Raw genomic sequence first — 16,530 nt, 5'->3', positions numbered from 1 at the left:
TGGTTCTGGCAGTCCAATTATGTAGTAGACGTGTTCAACTATAAGGAGATTGCCATGCCATTTGACTCAGTTGCGGTAGATCTGCACGAAGTCCAAACCATTTTCCAAGCCATTGACCACTATCTTGTTGCCCAGAAATCCCATGGTCTAGATACACCCGAGCTGGAGTCCACCGACTTAGGCACCGAGTTTGCGGATTTCGCCGCCCCACTACGGAATCATTATGCCCAACTACATGCGGACCAGGCTGCGCATGTTACAGCACTGCGGGAAGCGTGCGCTGCCGCGCATCGGGAAGTGCGGCGGTTCGCAGATCATGATGCTAATTTTGCCCACACGATGGGGGATGCAGCATGGACGCCTCGGTGACCATTCTGGCTGGTGCAATTGCTACTTTGGGCGAGGCTTCTGGTGGTATTTATCGGAAGCCAGCATCATTCGATCGGTTGTGTTCTCTGGCTGATTGTTCGAAAACACCCAATACTGGTCGCCTTTTGTCGGCTGCACAAGGTTCTGGCATGGTGGTGTGCCCGGAGGAATTCACCACCCAGTTTCGTTCCGGTCTGACAAACGCCATCGGAGATTTCGCTGGACACGAGCTTATCCAGGGGATTTTCCGGTTAGTGGATGATTGGGCTCGACATGCCGAAACGATAAACACCGTGGTGTCGGATGCTCATGCGGCAGCTGCCGCCATTACCACCATGGGGCAGGAAGCTGAACATTCATGCGAACAGATGGCGACGCAGGCTGCCAGCAGCGTGGATAAGGTATGTGAGGTGTTAGGTGGCATCGATTCAGCGAATAACCCCCACCAATTTATGAAGTTAGTGGCGTTAGGCGGCGCGGCCATCGACCATGCTATTACTGGGTCGTGCGGTGTGTATGAGCAGCGTAATTGTGGGATTGACAAAGTACTCCATGGGCATGTGAATGTGTTGGATCAGATGCATGATGGAGCTGCCACCCGGCCTGCATCCGTGGGTATGGGCAGCATCGGTAATGCCGGCTTCCGTGGTGGGAACGACGCCGGTGAAGTGCCTGATATGGGACAGATGGTGGCGGAATTGCGGGCGGAGGTGCAGTTGGGGTTGCAAGCTGGACTGGAGGCCGGGTTGCATCAAGCCCATCAGGCCTTTGGCGGGTTTGAGCCCGACCCAGCCATCCCAATGCGTGATGCTGGTGTGATTACTGCGCAGCCGGTGCCAGCCACACCGGAGACGTCGGGGGTAAATACGGGGGAGACGATAGCCGTCTCGGACGATGGTGGGGGGCAGGCGTTAGCGACTAGCGAGGCCCCCGCGCCTGAAGCAGTCCCCGATCCCACACCTGACCCCGTCCCTGATCCCGCTCCCATCCCCGAGGCCGCACCCGAACCCGACCCCACACCTGACCCACCACAGGTGGTCATGCCCATAGAGGTACAGCAATGCGTTCCACCAACGCCAGCGCCACCACAGGACCCGCCGGTGCCGCCACGGGTTGGTTTTCAACCGCATAAGGCGGGTGCATGGTCATGATGGATTATCAGGAGTTTGTGGATCAATTTCGGCAGGAAACCGCCAGGCAAATGGCCGAGTTTGAGCGATCGCTAGCAATGGTCACCGATGAAATACAAGCCCAACAGCGAGTCTCACTGCCGAAACCGGAGGTGGGCACGTCGAAAAGCGGTGCGGTGCGGCGGCATCGGGGTCGAGTGAAGGGAATTCTACGTCGATGACGTCTGGGCAAAGTCGGCTTTTTCCAGCAGCTTCGAGCCGGTGAACGACACCACATCGGCGGTGTGACGGAATGGCACTGGATTCTTCGCATAGGCGTTGGCTGCGGTAAAACCCTGGTACTTTTTATCCGACCCCAAGGTAGCCAACAGGAAGCCGGTGATGAGCCCACACACCTTCTCTCGAACGTTCGCCTTCGTGCCCTGGCCAGTCAAGAGTTTCGCCACAGGGTCGTGGGCCAAAGCACTTTGGTCGGCACCGGTGATTTCTCGATAGGCCACCTCGCCTTTCCATTTCGCCGCGATAGCTGCGGGATTGCCGAAATCAAGCACCGCATATTCCCCTGTGCCTAGGATGAGCCCCGGCGCGGTGACTGAGGCTGCTGCGGCTTCTGCACTGGGGGTTACCGATGACGGGTAGGCTGCCACGACTGCGCCCACATTGGGTCGGCCTGCCGCGGCCAGTACGGCGGCCCCGCCCCCCATGCCATGTCCCACCAGGCCTAGGCGGCCCGGGGCGACCGAGACGTTACCGTTGCCTAGTTTGACGCCGGTGGCGATTTGCAGGCAGGTCTCCAGGTCGGATGCGAATCCGCGATGGTTAGGGTTGAAGTTTTTTTCGGTGTTGGGGGCGACCACGACGATTCCCCAACTGGCGAAGTGTCGGAGTGCCGCGTGGTAGGCCTTGACGTCTTTGAGCCAGTCGTGCCCAAAGGCGATGGCCGGCAATTGTTTTCCCTCCGATGGGGTATAGAGTTTTCCCGGTAATCCCACGTAGTCGAGGTTGCCGACCATGACTCGGTGCGGGCCGCGTTTTGACAGCTTGCTCATCAGTTTGGATAGATTCTCAGCCACGGTGTTAAGGGTAGTCGATATTTGGTGGTGAGTGGTTATTTTTCTGCTGCATTCTTTCCGCCAATTTGTAGCAGATATCAATGTTAGGCTGGAAGTAATTATGGCTAACACTAGTGATTATCACCCTCCTACTCTCACCGTGGACATGGTGGTGTTTTGCGTTGAAGACGCGCAGTTGAAGGTCCTGCTCATCAACCGTACGGCGCCACCGTTTCAGGGTGAATGGGCGTTGCCGGGGGGCTATAATGCTGCGGGGGAAACCACCACGCAGGCGGTGGAGCGAGTGATGAAAACCAAGGTGGGGATGGACATTGGTCAGCGATTAGGGTTTTTTGAGCAGTTGGTGACGGTAGATACGGTGGCGCGGGATCCCCGTGGGCATGCGGTGAGTGTGGTGTATTTGGGTTGTGGGTATAACCTGTCGCTGTCGGGTGGGGATTGCACGCATGCGTTGTGGTCGGTTGATTCATTGCCTCAGGTGGCGTTTGATCATCAAGAGATTATTGCGTATGGGCGGGATCGGTTAATCGCAAAGTTAAGCTATTCGAACGCAGTTTCGGGGTTATTGGGAGAGACGTTTACGCTCAGTCAGGTGCAGACGGCTTATGAGGCGGTGCTGGGTCGGTTTGTGGATAAGCGGAATTTCCGCAAGAAGTTTCTGCGGCTGGGGTTGGTGACCGAGACTGGTGACATGTGGGCCGAAGGGGCGCACCGGCCGGCGAAGCTCTATCGGTTTAACTCTTCTGAGCTGGAGATTTTCAATTTTATTTCCCTGTAGTTTGCTTTGCGACGCTGGGGGTGGGCGCCGCAAAGCTTGACTTAGTGTAAAAATGACACTTACTATGGGGGTATGCTCAGCGACTTCTTCAGCGTCACAAATATCGCCTTCGACGTGCTTGGTTATCAAATTAGCTGGCTGGAGCTTTCCGGTACCATTTTTAACCTTGCTGCAGTCATCCTGGCGGCCCGACGCAACATTCTCACCTGGCCCATTGGCATTATTGGCGTCATTCTCTTCGGCTTCCTCTTCTACCAAATCAACCTCTACGCCGACATGGCCGAACAAGTGTACTATTTCATCACTGGAGTGATCGGCTGGTACCTGTGGGCCGCCCGCACGAACTCCAAAGACGATCACAATAAAGTCACCATCACCACCATGCCCCTGAGTCACAACCTCATGTGGGTCGGCGCCATCCTTGTCAGCGGCATTGCCCTCGGGCTCGTCATCGCCAACATTCACCTCTGGCTCCCAGCGCAATTCCCCACACCCGCCGACTTCCCCATCCTCGACTCCATTACCACCACTACCGCGTTCGCAGCTCAATACCTCATGATGCGTCGCAAACTCGAATCCTGGTACCTATGGATCATCCTCGACGTCATCGCTGTCGGACTCTATTGGCATAAACATGTCCCCTTCGTTGCTATCCTCTACGCCATCTTCCTCATCAACGCCTTCTACGGCTGGTGGGACTGGAAAAACCACCAAAACACCCCGGAACCAACTGTGCACAAACAGAAAATCCCAGCGGAGGTGCGTAACTAAATGACCCACCACTATCCGCGTAGCGTTGTCATCGGAAAATTCTACCCACCCCACGTCGGACACCATCATCTCATCGACACCGCCCTAAGAAACAGCGACCACGTTGATGTCCTGGTGGTCGACAACCCTGGTGAGAAAATCCCAGCAGAACATCGCCGGGATTGGCTTGCCGCTGTCCACCCCGATGCCAATTTGCGTGTCATCCCGGACATTGGGAAAGATGACGATTCCATTGCCTGGGCCGCCCACACAACCAAATTTCTCCACTACGTTCCCGATGCCGTCTTCACCAGCGAAACCTACGGGGATACGTGGGCCTACCACATGGGTGCTACCCACATTTCCGTGGACCACAATCGAAACCGCTACCCCATATCCGGCACCAAAATTCGGACCGACCTCTTTGGAAACTGGCAATACCTCTCCGATCCCGTGCGCGCCGGGCTTGCCGCACGCATCGTAGTTGTTGGCGCCGAATCCACCGGAACCACCACCCTCACTCGTGCAATTGCCGAAGAACTGGGCGTGGAATGGGTTCCTGAAGTGGGTCGATACTACACCGAATCCATCCTCACAACCGACTACACCTGGACCGACGATGATTTTCATCGCATCGGTGTCCTACAACAACAATACGAAAACACCATGGCGGCTCGTAGTGATGGTGTCATTATCTGTGATACCAATGCTTGGGCCACTCTGCAATGGCAGCGACGCTATCTCGGGCACGTCACCGACACCATGCGAAACATCGCTAACCGCGACCGGGCTGACCTGTATATTATCACTGGTGATGAAATCCCCTTCGTCCAAGACGGTATCCGGGATGGCGAACACATTCGCCATGAAATGCACCAGTGGTTTGTGGATGCGGCCGCGGCTGAAGACGTACCCTCCGTGGTGGTGAGCGGTAGTGTTGCGGAGCGCATGGAACGTGCAATGCCATTCATCAAGGCTGCCATCACGGTAGCGGGACGAATTGTGTGAGTGAACGGCCAGAATCGTCATGATTTTTCTGCCCCGCAGTCGTTGATTGTCCTGATCGCCTTGATCGCCCCCTCGATTGCCCCTTGATTGCTGGTGGTAGCTTGAATGCTGAGCTGGAGTAGTGGCTGTGCGGCATTATTCCGGCTGGGGCCACCTGGGGTTGTGTGATGGCCGTGGCTAAACTCCAGCTCAGCAGTTATGCTACGGGGTGGTGTGTGGGGTTTGAAGGTGGTTTTCGGGTGGTTTTGCGGGGTTTGCACGTGGTTTCACTGGGCTTCGAGGTTGCTATCGCTTGTGAGGTGTGTTGTCGCAATTGTGCTGAGCTGGGGTAACGATTGTGCTGTTTTTCTGCCTGGGGGTTTGTGGCGTGTAGGAACGCTTCTAACCAGAACTCCAGCTCAGCACATGTGATATGAGTAGCATGTGGGCACCAGCTAGTAGGCGCAGGGAGGCGTTGGCAGATGTTGGCGGACATCAGCAAGTGTTGGCATGTACTCGTCATGTCTGAAACCAGCTTTTGTACTTGACTGTTGCTGCAGCTCATTATGTAGTTCATTAGATTCCGATAGTAAAGCAAGCTTGGTGGCATCGTGAAGATGCTTTCAGTTCGGTGCTTTACGCTCCTGATGGCACAATGGTTGTCGTGAATTTGTTGGAAACCGTCATCGACCTAGATGCCATAGCAACCAATACTCGGATCCTCAAAAACCTGGTTCAGCCAGCGCAATTAATGTGTGTGGTGAAAGCGGATGGCTATAATCACGGAGCGATTCCCGTTGCTCGCACAGTCCTAGCTAATGGTGCCGACCAATTAGGTGTGGCCACTCTTGCCGAAGCCTTAGAACTCCGCGAAGCCGGTATTACCGCTCCCATATTGTGTTGGATTTGGTCGCCTGAACAGGATTTTGCTGCTGCCCTAGACGCTAACATTCATCTGGCGGTGGTTTCCATGGCTCACGCTCAGGCCATCGTGAAGTATGCTGCTGGCAAGCCGGAAAAACTCGTCCAAACTACCATAAAAATTGATACGGGGTTACATCGTTCGGGCGTGGATGAATCCCAATGGGAGGCGGTATTCACCCTGCTTAAGGATGCGGGCACTGCGACTGGGAACATTGAGGTAACTGGGGTCATGAGCCACCTGGCCTGCGCTGATGAACCCGGTAACCCGGCCAACGATACCCAAGCCGCCGCATTCAATCGGGCCATTGCCCTGGGTCGAAAACTCGGTTTAGAGCTGCCCGTCAACCACCTCAGCAATTCGCCCGCAGTGCTCACTCGCCCCGATTTTTACCACGAGATGGTTCGCCCTGGACTCGCTGTTTATGGTTATAGCCCGCTCGCCGATGGCAACGATTATGGCTTGCAACCTGCAATGAGCTGGGTTGGGAAGGTAACCGTGGTTAAACCCATCGAACCAGGTGAAGGGACCAGCTATAACCTCACCTGGCGGGCAGCCAAGCCGGGGTACTTGGCGGTCATTCCCGCAGGTTATGCCGATGGGTTGCCGCGGCGCGCCCAAAATCACGTGGAAGTCACCATTGGTGGGCACAGGTATCCGCAGGTAGGGCGGATATGCATGGATCAGTTTGTCATTGATTTGGGGGATAACCCACACAACGTACGCCCAGGTGATGAAGCAATTATCTTCGGGCCTGGCGGCATGAGCGCCACCGAGTTGGCCTCAAGGATTCAAGACATTAATTATGCGGTGATTTGCGCGCCAACAGGACGCACCGTGCGCCGCTACCTTGGGGGTCAGCATGCGTGATATGTTCCCAACATCCGGTAGTCGCAGGCTAGAGACCCCGGAAGACACGCAGGAGTTAGCTGCCGAGCTCGGTGCCGCCCTGGAGGCTGGTGACGTGGTGATTCTCGATGGTCCGGTAGGGGCGGGTAAAACTACCTTCACCCAAGGCTTGGCTCGCGGAATGGGTGTGAAAGGCCGAGTAACGTCACCAACATTTATCATCGCCCGGGAACACCCATCTCTCAGCGGTGGTCCCACGCTCATACATGTTGACGCCTACCGACTCTTGGACCATGATGCATCAGGCGGTCTCGACTCCCTGGATTTAGACACTGAGCTGGACGATGCCGTGGTGGTAGCGGAATGGGGCGGGGGGCTAGTCGGGCAACTCGTGCCGCAATACCTGCTTGTTACAATCGACAGGGAAGCTGCTGTCCGAGAAGACCCCAGTTCGCAAGCACGCTACATTTCATGGCGGATCGTGGAGACATCGGAAAGTTAGGCGTGCCTGGATGGCCCGCCCGCCTGATTTCATTGGATTTTAAGACGAAAGTGAAACTGATATGAATCTAAGCCCCACACTGCGCATTATTGTTGCGTCAGGTGTTGCCGGCATGCTGTTGCTGGTTATTGGCATGATTTATTCGGCTCATACAAATACCGAACTGGCCGATCAAGAGGGTAATTTCGAAAGAACTATCGAAAAGCTTGATGCTGCGGGGTTACGGGTTTCTGCTGTGCGACTGGTTGATATTTATGGCGATAATTATGTAGCAGCCACTGTGGTGTGTCCCGGGGAGACTCGGCAGTCTGTTGCCGCTAAGTTTAAGATAGATGCTGCGAAACTTCACCTGCCAGAGAAGCCAATTACCAGCGAATATAATTATTTACTTCTCTCTGATAATACGTCAGGTTTTCGGGTGGAGAAGCTGGAACGTCGGGTTGCGGATCTATGCACTCAGAAGGAGCAGTCGTTTAGAGCTGACTCGTTGTTGCCGTTGAAAAAGTCCCAGTCTGGTGCCTGGAATTTGGTGAGTTAATATATGAACATTCTTGCGATTGATACCGCTACGCCCGCGCTGATTGTGGGCGTAGTGTGCGATGGTGCTACCCGAAGCGAAACGGTGCTCAACGATTCCCGTGCGCACAATGAGCTTCTGGTACCTGCAACATTACGCATGCTTAACGACGCCCACCTCACATTCTCGGATCTTGATGCCATTGTGGTGGGAGTGGGGCCAGGCCCGTTTACCGGGCTTCGGGTCGGCATGGCCACCGCCGCTGCCTTTGGCGATGCTCGCCATATCCCCGTGTATGGTGTGCCTACTCACGATGCTATAGCCCATAACCTGGGAGATCCGGATAACCTTCTAGTGGCCACCGATGCGCGTCGTAAAGAAGTCTATTGGTCGTCTTATCATGGGGGGCAGCGAGTAGCCGGCCCCGAGGTATGCCAACCCGCTCGGCTTGGGGAGCCCACGCCGGAATCCGACTATCGACTTGATCGTGTGGATGTGATGAGTGTGCCGGCAAAACTAGCGCCGATGTTGCCTGCGGTGCTGCAGGAAACCACAGTAGTTTCGGGTGTGCCGCTTCCCGCGGATCTCGTGGCGGTGGCCGATTTCACGGGCAAACCTGAACCATTGCAACCGCTGTATTTACGGCGCCCAGATGCGAAAGAACCCACCAAAAAAGCGCCGTCACCAGCGATAGTTCGGAAAGAATCATGAAGCTTCGGGAACTGACCCTCGCTGATGCCCCATGGTGCGCCGAGCTGGAACAACTCCTATTCCCGGGTGACTCACCTTGGTCTGTTGAAGAGTTTCAGTCAGAGATTACCCATGTTCTAACAAAATATTTTGGCGTAGAAATTTCTGGGCGGCTTGTGGGATACGCCGGTATGGCGGTGTTGGGGCCTCCTGATGATGCGGAATGTGAGATTCGCACCATTGCGGTGGATCCCACGTACCAAGGCCGTGGCGTCGGCAAGCTCTTTATGGATGCTTTTACCCGCATCGCGGACGCCCAGGACGCCCCGATATTCCTTGAAGTTCGTACCGACAATGAGCCGGCGATGGCGTTGTACCACAGCTACGGATTTGCGACGATAGGGGTGCGGAAGGGGTATTATATGCCGTCTGGCGCCGATGCATACACTATGTTGCGGCCACGATTAAGCGAAAGGGATAGGACAAACCCATGATTATCCTGGGCATCGAATCATCCTGCGATGAAACAGGTGTGGGCATCATCGACTTGGCGGCAGATGGCACCATGACCATCCTTGCCGATGCGGTTGCCAGTTCCATGGACCAACATGCTCGTTTTGGCGGTGTGGTCCCCGAGATCGCATCGCGCGCCCATCTGGAGGCCATGCAACCGGTGATGCATGCGGCGCTATCTGAAGCTGGCATTACGGCCCCCGATGCTGTCGCCGCAACGGTGGGGCCTGGGTTAGCCGGTGCCCTGCTGGTGGGTGCGTCCGCAGCCAAGGCTTATGCCGCGGCTTGGGGTGTGCCATTCTATGGTGTCAACCACCTTGGTGGGCATGTCGCGGTGGCGAATTTGGAGGGTGAGCCTTTGCCGCATGCTATTGCGCTTTTGGTGTCTGGTGGCCACACGCAGCTCCTGGAGGTTACTGCGGTGGGGAAGCCTATGCGGGAACTAGGCTCCACGCTTGACGACGCCGCCGGGGAGGCCTATGACAAGGTAGCGCGACTATTGGGGCTGGGGTATCCCGGTGGGCCAATTATCGACAAGCTTGCGCAGCAGGGCAATAAAAAGGCCATCGCATTTCCCCGGGGGCTGAAAAATAGCCCCTACGATTTTTCCTTTTCCGGCCTAAAGACCGCCGTTGCCCGCTATGTGGAGCAGGCAGAGCGAAACAACTCCACAATTTCTATCGAAGATGTGTGCGCATCATTCCAGGAAGCGGTATGTGATGTGCTGACCCTCAAAGCTATTCGGGCATGCAAGGACACAGGGGCGCAAGTGTTACTTCTCGGTGGTGGCGTGGCGGCCAATTCTCGCTTGCGGGAATTGGCAGGCCGGCGTTGTCAATCTGCGGGCATTGAGCTTAGGGTTCCCAGGTTTACACTGTGCACAGATAATGGTGTAATGATCGCAGCGTTAGCCGCCCAACTGATTCATGAAGGTGCTCAGCCGTCGGCATTATCGATTGGTACTGATACCTCTCTGGAAGTTGAAATCCCCCTAGTATCGGAGTGATTTTAGAATAGTGTAGTGTGCTATGTTTTTGGGTTTTGACGGTAAACTGAAAAGGTATGAATCCGTTAACACCACAGGCATATGATGTAGCGTTCATAGCACTCATTATCTTCAATGTGATTCTCACCATATATGTGATTGCATTGATTAGCGCTATTGATATACGTCTAGCAGAAAAGATCTTTGCGACTTGCATAGTGGTTTCTCTTCCTATTATCGCACCCGCTATGTTCATCTACACATACTTCCGGCGAAAATCCTAAACCATAGGTTATGCACTCGAACATCAGTGTGTATGTGTGGGGTTTTGGGGTTTTATGGTGGGGCGCACACGTTGTTTGTGGCTTATGCAAAGTTTGGACCGGTCGTGGGGTGCGGGGATGTGGTGCCAAGCTACCAAGCTGTACTTTCTCGATTCAGATGCTTTTCGTTGGTGGGCTCATCTTCCAAACTCCAGCTCAGAACTTGTGAAGCATGTGGCGTTGTGGGACGAAAAACTGTTACGGTGGGCGATGAAACCAGGGGAATGCATTACCTTACGTGGACATCATGATGATCGCATCATGCATCAAGCTGGGGTAACAAATGCGCTGCGTGATGGTGTAAGACTGAAGCTTATTCAGCTATTGGGAAAGCCCGGCCATATCAATGATGACAAATCGGAAAGAACATGCTACCTACCTTGGTTATTCTTATCCTCAGAGAACAGTCACGTGCGTTAATGTCTTGAGAAGCCGAACGTATTTCCCAGCACCTGAATAAGCTTCACTTGGTAAAAACCAAGACAATGTTCGCTGAAAGCGTAACTGCTTGAGCCTTAGCACTCGCGGGGGTAGAGTGCCAGTAGGTCAACAACCATAAGCATTAAGGAGAATATATCGTGGCAAAAGTCAATATTAAGCCCCTAGAAGACCGTGTTTTGATCCAAATCAAGGAAGCTGAATCCACCACTGCCTCTGGCCTGGTCATTCCAGATTCCGCTAAGGAAAAGCCACAAGAGGGCGTAGTCATTGCCGCCGGCCCTGGCCGTTTTGATGGTGATGATCGTGTTCCCATGGACATCAAGGTGGGTGACACCGTGGTGTTTTCCAAGTATGGCGGAACCGAGCTGAAATACGACGGTGAGGAATACTTGCTGCTCAACTCCCGTGACGTGCTGGCCATTATCGAAAAGTAGTCAAATATGGCAAAACTTATTGCTTTCAATCAAGAAGCCCGCGAAGGAATCCTCCAGGGCGTCAACACCCTGGCGGATGTGGTCAAGGTGACGCTTGGGCCGCGTGGTCGCAATGTGGTGTTGGATAAGCCGTTCGGTTCCCCCACGGTTACCAATGACGGGGTTACCATTGCCCGCGATATTGATATCGAAGAACCATTCGAGAATCTTGGCGTGCAATTGGTGAAGTCTGTCGCAGTGAAAACCAATGATATTGCGGGTGATGGCACGACCACCGCAACCTTGTTGGCGCAGGCGCTGATTACCGAAGGGCTGCGGAATGTTGCGGCTGGTGCGAATCCTATCGAGCTCAACCACGGCATTGAAATTGGTGCCGAAAAGGTTATTGAGCTGCTGAAAGGTCGAGCCACCGAGGTGTCTTCCTCGGAAGACATTGCCAATGTCGCCACCGTTTCTTCCCGCGATCCTGAGGTCGGTAACATGGTTGCCGCCGCCATGGAGAAGGTGGGCAAAGACGGTGTGGTATCAGTCGAGGAATCTCAGTCACTAGAGTCCTACCTTGATGTGACCGAAGGTGTGTCATTCGAAAAGGGATTCTTATCCCCGTATTTCATCACCGATGTTGATTCCCAAAAAGCCGAACTTGATGACGCACTTGTGTTGCTTGTGCGTAACAAGATCTCCTCCCTGCCGGACTTCCTGCCGTTGCTGGAAAAGGTTGTGGAATCCAATAAACCGGTGTTGATTATTGCGGAAGATGTTGAAGGCGAACCACTACAAGCATTGGTCGTTAACTCCATCCGAAAAATCCTCAAGGCGGTGGCGGTGAAGGCTCCGTACTTCGGAGAGCGTCGCAAAGCCTTCTTGGATGATCTTGCCGTGGTTACCGGTGCTACCGTCATTGATCCCGAGGTCGGGGTAAACATGCATGACGCTGACCTGTCCGTATTCGGTTCGGCTCGGCGTGTGACCGTAACCAAGGACGAGACCATTATCGTTGATGGTGCTGGTACCGCTGCTGAACTGGAGAAACGTCGTGATCAGATTCGTGCCGAGATCGCCAAAACCGAATCCTCCTGGGACCGGGAAAAGGCTGAAGAACGGCTAGCGAAACTCTCCGGTGGTGTAGCCGTGGTGAAGGTTGGCGCTGCCACCGAAACCGAAATCTCCGAGCGTAAGCTTCGAGTTGAAGACGCCATCAATTCCGCTCGCGCTGCGGTACAGGAAGGCATTATCGCTGGTGGTGGCTCTGTTTTGGTACAGATCGCCCAAGAATTGCGGTCTTATGCTGATGAGTTTTCCGGTGATACCCAAGTCGGTGTATTAGCCCTAGCGAAGGCACTTGTGAAACCAACCTTCTGGATTGCTGAAAATGCTGGTGTGGACGGGTCGGTGGTAGTTTCCCGGGTTGCAGATCTGAAGAATGGATTCGGTTTTAACGCCGCAACCTTAGGATATGATGATTTGCTTGCTGCAGGCATCATTGATCCGGTGAAGGTTACTCACTCCGCAGTGGTGAATGCTACTTCGGTGGCGCGCATGGTGTTGACTACCGAAGCCTCAGTGGTTGATAAGCCCCAACCACCTGCGCCTCCGGCGCCTGGTGGACATGGACATCATCATTAGAGCAAATTACCAGCAGAGTAGTGCTAGCATTTACTCATCACCATTGGTCAGGTTGTTAGTTGATGGCTAGCAGCTAACGACCCCCAGACTAAGGTGTTGTGGAACGCACGGGTTACAGGCTACCAAGCCAGTTCAACCCGTGCGTTTTGCTATCTCCGCACGCCATACATTTTCCCCGATCATTTGCGCCACAGGACATCAGAGGACACCGTGGAACATCATTGAGCCTGGGTAGCATGATTGCTGAGCTGGGGTTTGTAATGTGCTATATTGTTGCTCCTGCATTTGCCAATGTTTTGCGGGATGCAACCATACAACTCCAGCTCAGCAACTATGCTACCAGTTGCTGCAAGCGTTGTCGGCGGCCATGGGCATAGCTGATTAGAAAATCATGTTTACTACCTGTACGGATGGGGGTGTTGGGAATAACGCTGCGAAATGATCACTAGATAAAACACAGGTCAAGAAGGTCCTGCAACAAACAAAATCATATGTGGCGGTTGTCATATTGCTACCATATTGTGTATGAGTACATTCTTGGATGATTCTTAAAATAAAAATCGACTTTTACCAGGAAGAATCATCAATGATGCTGCAACTCGTGCGCCGGCCATATCGGCTCACAAAAGAGTTCGAACGTGCCCATATACAGTTGACACGTACATGGTGGACTCCACTGTTGGAGTATCAACAGGCTCGGAGTTTTGAGCAATTCGCTTTACATATTCGGGCGGTTAATCGGTCAATAAAAACCGCTGTTATTGTGGGTTTTGCTGCGGCCTATATACATGGAATACCCACACTTAATAAGGAAAAGTGCTTGGTAGTATGCCTTAATCTACCTGGCGATAGACATCCGCCATCGTCAAGACAATGCACCGAAATCATGCATTATCGAGATGCCGCATTACCAGAATCAGATATTACCGAGGTGAGCGGCAAACGAGTGACCACAATCGAACGCACGTTTGTTGATTTTTGTGTTATGTACGATGAATTGGAGTCCTTAGCTTTCGTGGAGGCTGCGATGCGTAATGGCAACAGTCATGAACAATTCCAAGAGTATTTACATGAGCATGCCGGTCAGCGGGGAGTCGCCAAGGCACAACGGATCCTAGACCGGGCATATGACATTATTGATTCAGTACAAGAAACTGGTATGCGCTACCAAATGGAAGCACAATTCCCCACCCATAAAATTTCCCCGCAGGTGATGATCGGCAACTATAGGGTAGATCACCTCATGGATGATTATATAATCGTTGAACTGGATGGGCGCGTAAAATACACCGAAGAATTTGCCTGGGAGAATGGTACAACTGTGACAGAAATCTTCCGGAAACAAGTAAGCAGGGAACGGTATTTATTATCCCTTGGCTATCACGTATTACGGTTTTACCCCGATGAGCTAGATGATTTACTGATACCAACTATACGGAGGATTCTAGCCCAAAACCCTCATCGCATTAGCCCAAATGAGCATTATGACCCGCATTCTGATGGCCCACCACCCTGGACTAGCCGGTGGGCGTCGTAAGTTTTGGCCTCATGGGGGTGATATGGTTGCCCCGTAAATAGCATGTATTCCTAGTGGTGATGGCGGCAGCAGGGTCGTCATCTCATGGGGGTTGTGGGTAATGTCTAGAGTGCTTGTAGGATAATAAGAGTCTTATGGGTTGTAAAGAGTGCAGTCAGTTAATCTCAGCTGCACTTTAAAGAAAGTGGAAGTATGGGCGACACCGAGAAACAGCTAGCCGGCTTAGTGCCGCTAGCTAGTCAGGGCGACTCTCGTGCTTTGCGTAAAGTAATTAAGATCATTTATCCCATGGTGCTGCGATATGCCCGTGCCCGGATTAGTGGTGGGCGTCATCCAACGCCTGAAGACGTCGCCCAAGAAATCTGCTTTGCTGTTGCTACCTCGATCCATAAATTTGTGGACCGGGGACGACCGTTCATGGCGTTCGTTTATGGTATAGCTTCTAATAAAGTGGCCGACGCGCATCGCAGTTATGCGCGTGACCTGACCAACCCAACGGAGGAAGTGCCAGATGAAACGGTAGATCATGAGTCCCCAGAGGAGTTAGCGCTGGTAGCAGCTGGTAGTAACAGAGTTCGAGAACTCCTCGATTTACTTAGTGAAAAGCCACGCGAGATCATTATTTTAAGGGTGTTTGTGGGGCTTTCAGCGGAAGAAACCGCTGAAATTGTTGGTAGTACGCCTGGTGCGGTTCGAGTGGCTCAGCATCGTGCTCTCGGAACTTTGCGCAAGGCGATCGCGCAGGAGAATGAGTGAAATGACAAACCGCAGTGACGGTCATGATGACGAGTTGGTGAGGGCTTTAGACGAGCTCTTCGCCGACGACGTTTTTCTGACTGAATTGTCCCGCGGTGTTGATGTCAGTGACGGAGAAGACCCACTTGCTGACCTGTTTTTGGCATTACGCGATGAGGTGGAAAGCGACATACCGCCCGCCCCAGCCTTAGCAGATCTTGGCATCGACGACAGTGACGAATACTTCGATGACGACTATGATGATCAACTCACCGCCACCGATGTCTTCGTAGCCATTGACGAAGATGATTTCGACGATGATGATGACCTGGACGATTCCGAGTTTGACGACGAAGTGTCCGATGACGATCTCGTAGATTCGGAAGAAGACGCGGATGATGATCAGTCTGATGATGACGACGATGATGCCGATAATGTCATTGACCTGGACTCTCGCCGCAGGTGGGGTTTGGGACGTATCGCCAGTGGACTGATTGGTGCTGCAGCTGCAACACTTGTTCTTGCTGGTGCTGGTGGTGCAGTCATTAGTGCTCAAGAGGGTTCACCTTTTTATGGGCTGCACCAGAAACTTTTTGGTGAACGGGCTGGGGCCGACAAAGCCGCCGTCATAGAGTTGGCTAGCAAACTTGAAGAGGTTACCAATCGCACCAATAAAGGTGATGTCAAGGGTGCACAGCAGTCCCTTCAAGAGGCCCAAAAGATTGTGGACAAGCTTCATAATGGACAAGATAAAGCCGAAGCGCAACAGAAGGTTGACAATACGAAGACAACTGTCACCACTGTGACTGTGACGCCACCGGCTGCTCCTTCCCCGGCTCCCGCCCAAACGACTACGGTTACAGTGACGGTAGAAGCAGTGCCGCCTGCGGTCGCTCCGGTACAAACCCAACAACAGCAACCACAGAACGCTGCAACACCTACACAGGTTGCCCCAGTACGGCCTTCTGACGGGGCACAAGCTCCAGGGGCCGAACCTAGCCAAGGCCAAGCACCAGCCGAACCGCCATTGCAGCTACCCGACGAATTCCGCCGTTAACCACGAACCTGGCTACTTGTGGCCCGTATCCTGGAATAGGGTGCGGGCCACAAACATGTCTGGGGCATGAGTCCTAAGCTTGACTTTCTCGATTCAGTACCCATCAGAGGCTCCCTCGCAGCCCACAACTCCAGCTCAGCACTTGTGATACGGGTGATGTGTGGGTGGCCTGATGGTGGATTGATGATGGTTTTATGGGCGTTCGAAGTTGATATCACTTGTGCTGAGCTGGAGTTCTGGTGAGGAGTATTTCTACATGTCGCAAACTCCCAGGCCTGAATCTAGCACAACCGTTACCCCAGCTCAGCACAA

At 53.5% G+C, this 16,530-nt stretch carries 18 protein-coding genes; 17 read left to right on the top strand and 1 reads right to left on the bottom strand.

Going from position 1 to position 16,530, the window contains the following annotated elements; all coding sequences use genetic code 11:
- Window positions 1-54 precede the first annotated feature (54 nt).
- Genes HBA49_RS09685 through HBA49_RS09675 form a run of 3 tightly spaced genes read left to right on the top strand, consistent with a single transcriptional unit; the run spans window position 55 to window position 1,720 of the window.
- The gene (locus HBA49_RS09685) at window positions 55-369 is read left to right on the top strand and encodes a hypothetical protein (protein WP_225866049.1); all 315 of its coding nucleotides are present in this window, start codon (window positions 55-57) and stop codon (window positions 367-369) included.
- Complete coding sequence (locus HBA49_RS09680) at window positions 354-1,520, top strand: hypothetical protein (protein WP_005523919.1); 1,167 nt, start codon at window positions 354-356, stop codon at window positions 1,518-1,520. The genes HBA49_RS09685 and HBA49_RS09680 overlap by 16 nt, the downstream gene beginning before the upstream one ends.
- Complete coding sequence (locus tag HBA49_RS09675; protein WP_225866048.1) at window positions 1,517-1,720, top strand: hypothetical protein; 204 nt, start codon at window positions 1,517-1,519, stop codon at window positions 1,718-1,720. The genes HBA49_RS09680 and HBA49_RS09675 overlap by 4 nt, the downstream gene beginning before the upstream one ends.
- Here HBA49_RS09675 and HBA49_RS09670 read toward each other — a convergent pair.
- Window positions 1,709-2,572 (bottom strand): poly(ethylene terephthalate) hydrolase family protein, encoded by an 864-nt coding sequence (locus tag HBA49_RS09670; RefSeq protein ID WP_040431346.1) that lies wholly within the window; start codon window positions 2,570-2,572, stop codon window positions 1,709-1,711. The two genes, HBA49_RS09675 and HBA49_RS09670, sit on opposite strands and share 12 nt — an antisense overlap.
- Window positions 2,573-2,672: 100 nt before the next feature.
- Here HBA49_RS09670 and HBA49_RS09665 point away from each other — a divergent pair, with 100 nt between their 5' ends.
- The 14 genes from HBA49_RS09665 to HBA49_RS09600 all read left to right on the top strand — a co-directional run bounded on the left by HBA49_RS09665 (window position 2,673) and on the right by HBA49_RS09600 (window position 16,218).
- Window positions 2,673-3,350: an NUDIX hydrolase gene (locus tag HBA49_RS09665; RefSeq protein WP_005523885.1), complete on the top strand. Its 678-nt coding sequence runs from the start codon at window positions 2,673-2,675 to the stop codon at window positions 3,348-3,350.
- A gap of 72 nt (window positions 3,351-3,422) precedes the next feature.
- A complete protein-coding gene (pnuC, locus tag HBA49_RS09660) occupies window positions 3,423-4,121 on the top strand; it encodes a nicotinamide riboside transporter PnuC (protein ID WP_005524726.1) in 699 nt (232 codons plus the stop codon).
- Complete coding sequence (locus HBA49_RS09655; protein ID WP_005524593.1) at window positions 4,122-5,108, top strand: AAA family ATPase; 987 nt, start codon at window positions 4,122-4,124, stop codon at window positions 5,106-5,108.
- Window positions 5,109-5,751: 643 nt separating this feature from the next.
- Window positions 5,752-6,879, top strand: a complete 1,128-nt coding sequence (gene alr / locus HBA49_RS09650; RefSeq protein ID WP_040431498.1) for an alanine racemase — start codon at window positions 5,752-5,754, stop codon at window positions 6,877-6,879.
- On the top strand, window positions 6,872-7,360 hold the full coding sequence (tsaE, locus tag HBA49_RS09645; protein ID WP_040431349.1) for a tRNA (adenosine(37)-N6)-threonylcarbamoyltransferase complex ATPase subunit type 1 TsaE: 489 nt from the start codon (window positions 6,872-6,874) through the stop codon (window positions 7,358-7,360). The genes alr and tsaE overlap by 8 nt, the downstream gene beginning before the upstream one ends.
- A gap of 61 nt (window positions 7,361-7,421) precedes the next feature.
- The gene (locus HBA49_RS09640; protein WP_005519841.1) at window positions 7,422-7,898 is read left to right on the top strand and encodes a hypothetical protein; all 477 of its coding nucleotides are present in this window, start codon (window positions 7,422-7,424) and stop codon (window positions 7,896-7,898) included.
- A 3-nt stretch (window positions 7,899-7,901) separates the two neighbouring features.
- Complete coding sequence (gene tsaB / locus HBA49_RS09635; RefSeq protein ID WP_005524729.1) at window positions 7,902-8,588, top strand: tRNA (adenosine(37)-N6)-threonylcarbamoyltransferase complex dimerization subunit type 1 TsaB; 687 nt, start codon at window positions 7,902-7,904, stop codon at window positions 8,586-8,588.
- On the top strand, window positions 8,585-9,061 hold the full coding sequence (rimI, locus tag HBA49_RS09630; protein ID WP_005524378.1) for a ribosomal protein S18-alanine N-acetyltransferase: 477 nt from the start codon (window positions 8,585-8,587) through the stop codon (window positions 9,059-9,061). Before tsaB ends, rimI begins: the two co-directional genes overlap by 4 nt.
- Window positions 9,058-10,086, top strand: coding sequence for a tRNA (adenosine(37)-N6)-threonylcarbamoyltransferase complex transferase subunit TsaD (gene tsaD / locus HBA49_RS09625; RefSeq protein WP_005524271.1), 1,029 nt, complete (start codon window positions 9,058-9,060; stop codon window positions 10,084-10,086). Before rimI ends, tsaD begins: the two co-directional genes overlap by 4 nt.
- 880 nt (window positions 10,087-10,966) lie before the next feature.
- Window positions 10,967-11,263: a co-chaperone GroES gene (gene groES / locus HBA49_RS09620; RefSeq protein ID WP_005519848.1), complete on the top strand. Its 297-nt coding sequence runs from the start codon at window positions 10,967-10,969 to the stop codon at window positions 11,261-11,263.
- Between the two features lie 6 nt (window positions 11,264-11,269).
- Window positions 11,270-12,889, top strand: a complete 1,620-nt coding sequence (gene groL / locus HBA49_RS09615) for a chaperonin GroEL (RefSeq protein WP_005524542.1) — start codon at window positions 11,270-11,272, stop codon at window positions 12,887-12,889.
- A 541-nt stretch (window positions 12,890-13,430) separates the two neighbouring features.
- Complete coding sequence (locus tag HBA49_RS09610; protein ID WP_005524703.1) at window positions 13,431-14,426, top strand: DUF559 domain-containing protein; 996 nt, start codon at window positions 13,431-13,433, stop codon at window positions 14,424-14,426.
- Between the two features lie 192 nt (window positions 14,427-14,618).
- Window positions 14,619-15,182, top strand: coding sequence for a sigma-70 family RNA polymerase sigma factor (locus HBA49_RS09605; protein WP_005519855.1), 564 nt, complete (start codon window positions 14,619-14,621; stop codon window positions 15,180-15,182).
- Between the two features lie 37 nt (window positions 15,183-15,219).
- Window positions 15,220-16,218, top strand: coding sequence for a hypothetical protein (locus HBA49_RS09600; RefSeq protein WP_225866061.1), 999 nt, complete (start codon window positions 15,220-15,222; stop codon window positions 16,216-16,218).
- The last annotated feature ends 312 nt before the right edge of the window (window positions 16,219-16,530 follow it).

The sequence above is a fragment of the Corynebacterium matruchotii genome (assembly GCF_011612265.2).
GTDB lineage: Bacteria > Actinomycetota > Actinomycetes > Mycobacteriales > Mycobacteriaceae > Corynebacterium > Corynebacterium matruchotii.
This window is presented reverse-complemented; position numbering and strand designations above follow the sequence as displayed.

Coding starts and splice junctions, on each gene's coding strand:
- HBA49_RS09680 (WP_005523919.1), top strand. CDS start 354: ATGGACGCCTCGGTGACCATTCTGGCTGGTGCAATTGCTACTTTGGGC.
- rimI (WP_005524378.1), top strand. CDS start 8,585: ATGAAGCTTCGGGAACTGACCCTCGCTGATGCCCCATGGTGCGCCGAG.
- HBA49_RS09610 (WP_005524703.1), top strand. CDS start 13,431: ATGATTCTTAAAATAAAAATCGACTTTTACCAGGAAGAATCATCAATG.
- HBA49_RS09685 (WP_225866049.1), top strand. CDS start 55: ATGCCATTTGACTCAGTTGCGGTAGATCTGCACGAAGTCCAAACCATT.
- HBA49_RS09675 (WP_225866048.1), top strand. CDS start 1,517: ATGATGGATTATCAGGAGTTTGTGGATCAATTTCGGCAGGAAACCGCC.
- HBA49_RS09665 (WP_005523885.1), top strand. CDS start 2,673: ATGGCTAACACTAGTGATTATCACCCTCCTACTCTCACCGTGGACATG.
- HBA49_RS09605 (WP_005519855.1), top strand. CDS start 14,619: ATGGGCGACACCGAGAAACAGCTAGCCGGCTTAGTGCCGCTAGCTAGT.
- tsaE (WP_040431349.1), top strand. CDS start 6,872: ATGCGTGATATGTTCCCAACATCCGGTAGTCGCAGGCTAGAGACCCCG.
- HBA49_RS09640 (WP_005519841.1), top strand. CDS start 7,422: ATGAATCTAAGCCCCACACTGCGCATTATTGTTGCGTCAGGTGTTGCC.
- groL (WP_005524542.1), top strand. CDS start 11,270: ATGGCAAAACTTATTGCTTTCAATCAAGAAGCCCGCGAAGGAATCCTC.
- HBA49_RS09655 (WP_005524593.1), top strand. CDS start 4,122: ATGACCCACCACTATCCGCGTAGCGTTGTCATCGGAAAATTCTACCCA.
- tsaB (WP_005524729.1), top strand. CDS start 7,902: ATGAACATTCTTGCGATTGATACCGCTACGCCCGCGCTGATTGTGGGC.
- pnuC (WP_005524726.1), top strand. CDS start 3,423: ATGCTCAGCGACTTCTTCAGCGTCACAAATATCGCCTTCGACGTGCTT.
- tsaD (WP_005524271.1), top strand. CDS start 9,058: ATGATTATCCTGGGCATCGAATCATCCTGCGATGAAACAGGTGTGGGC.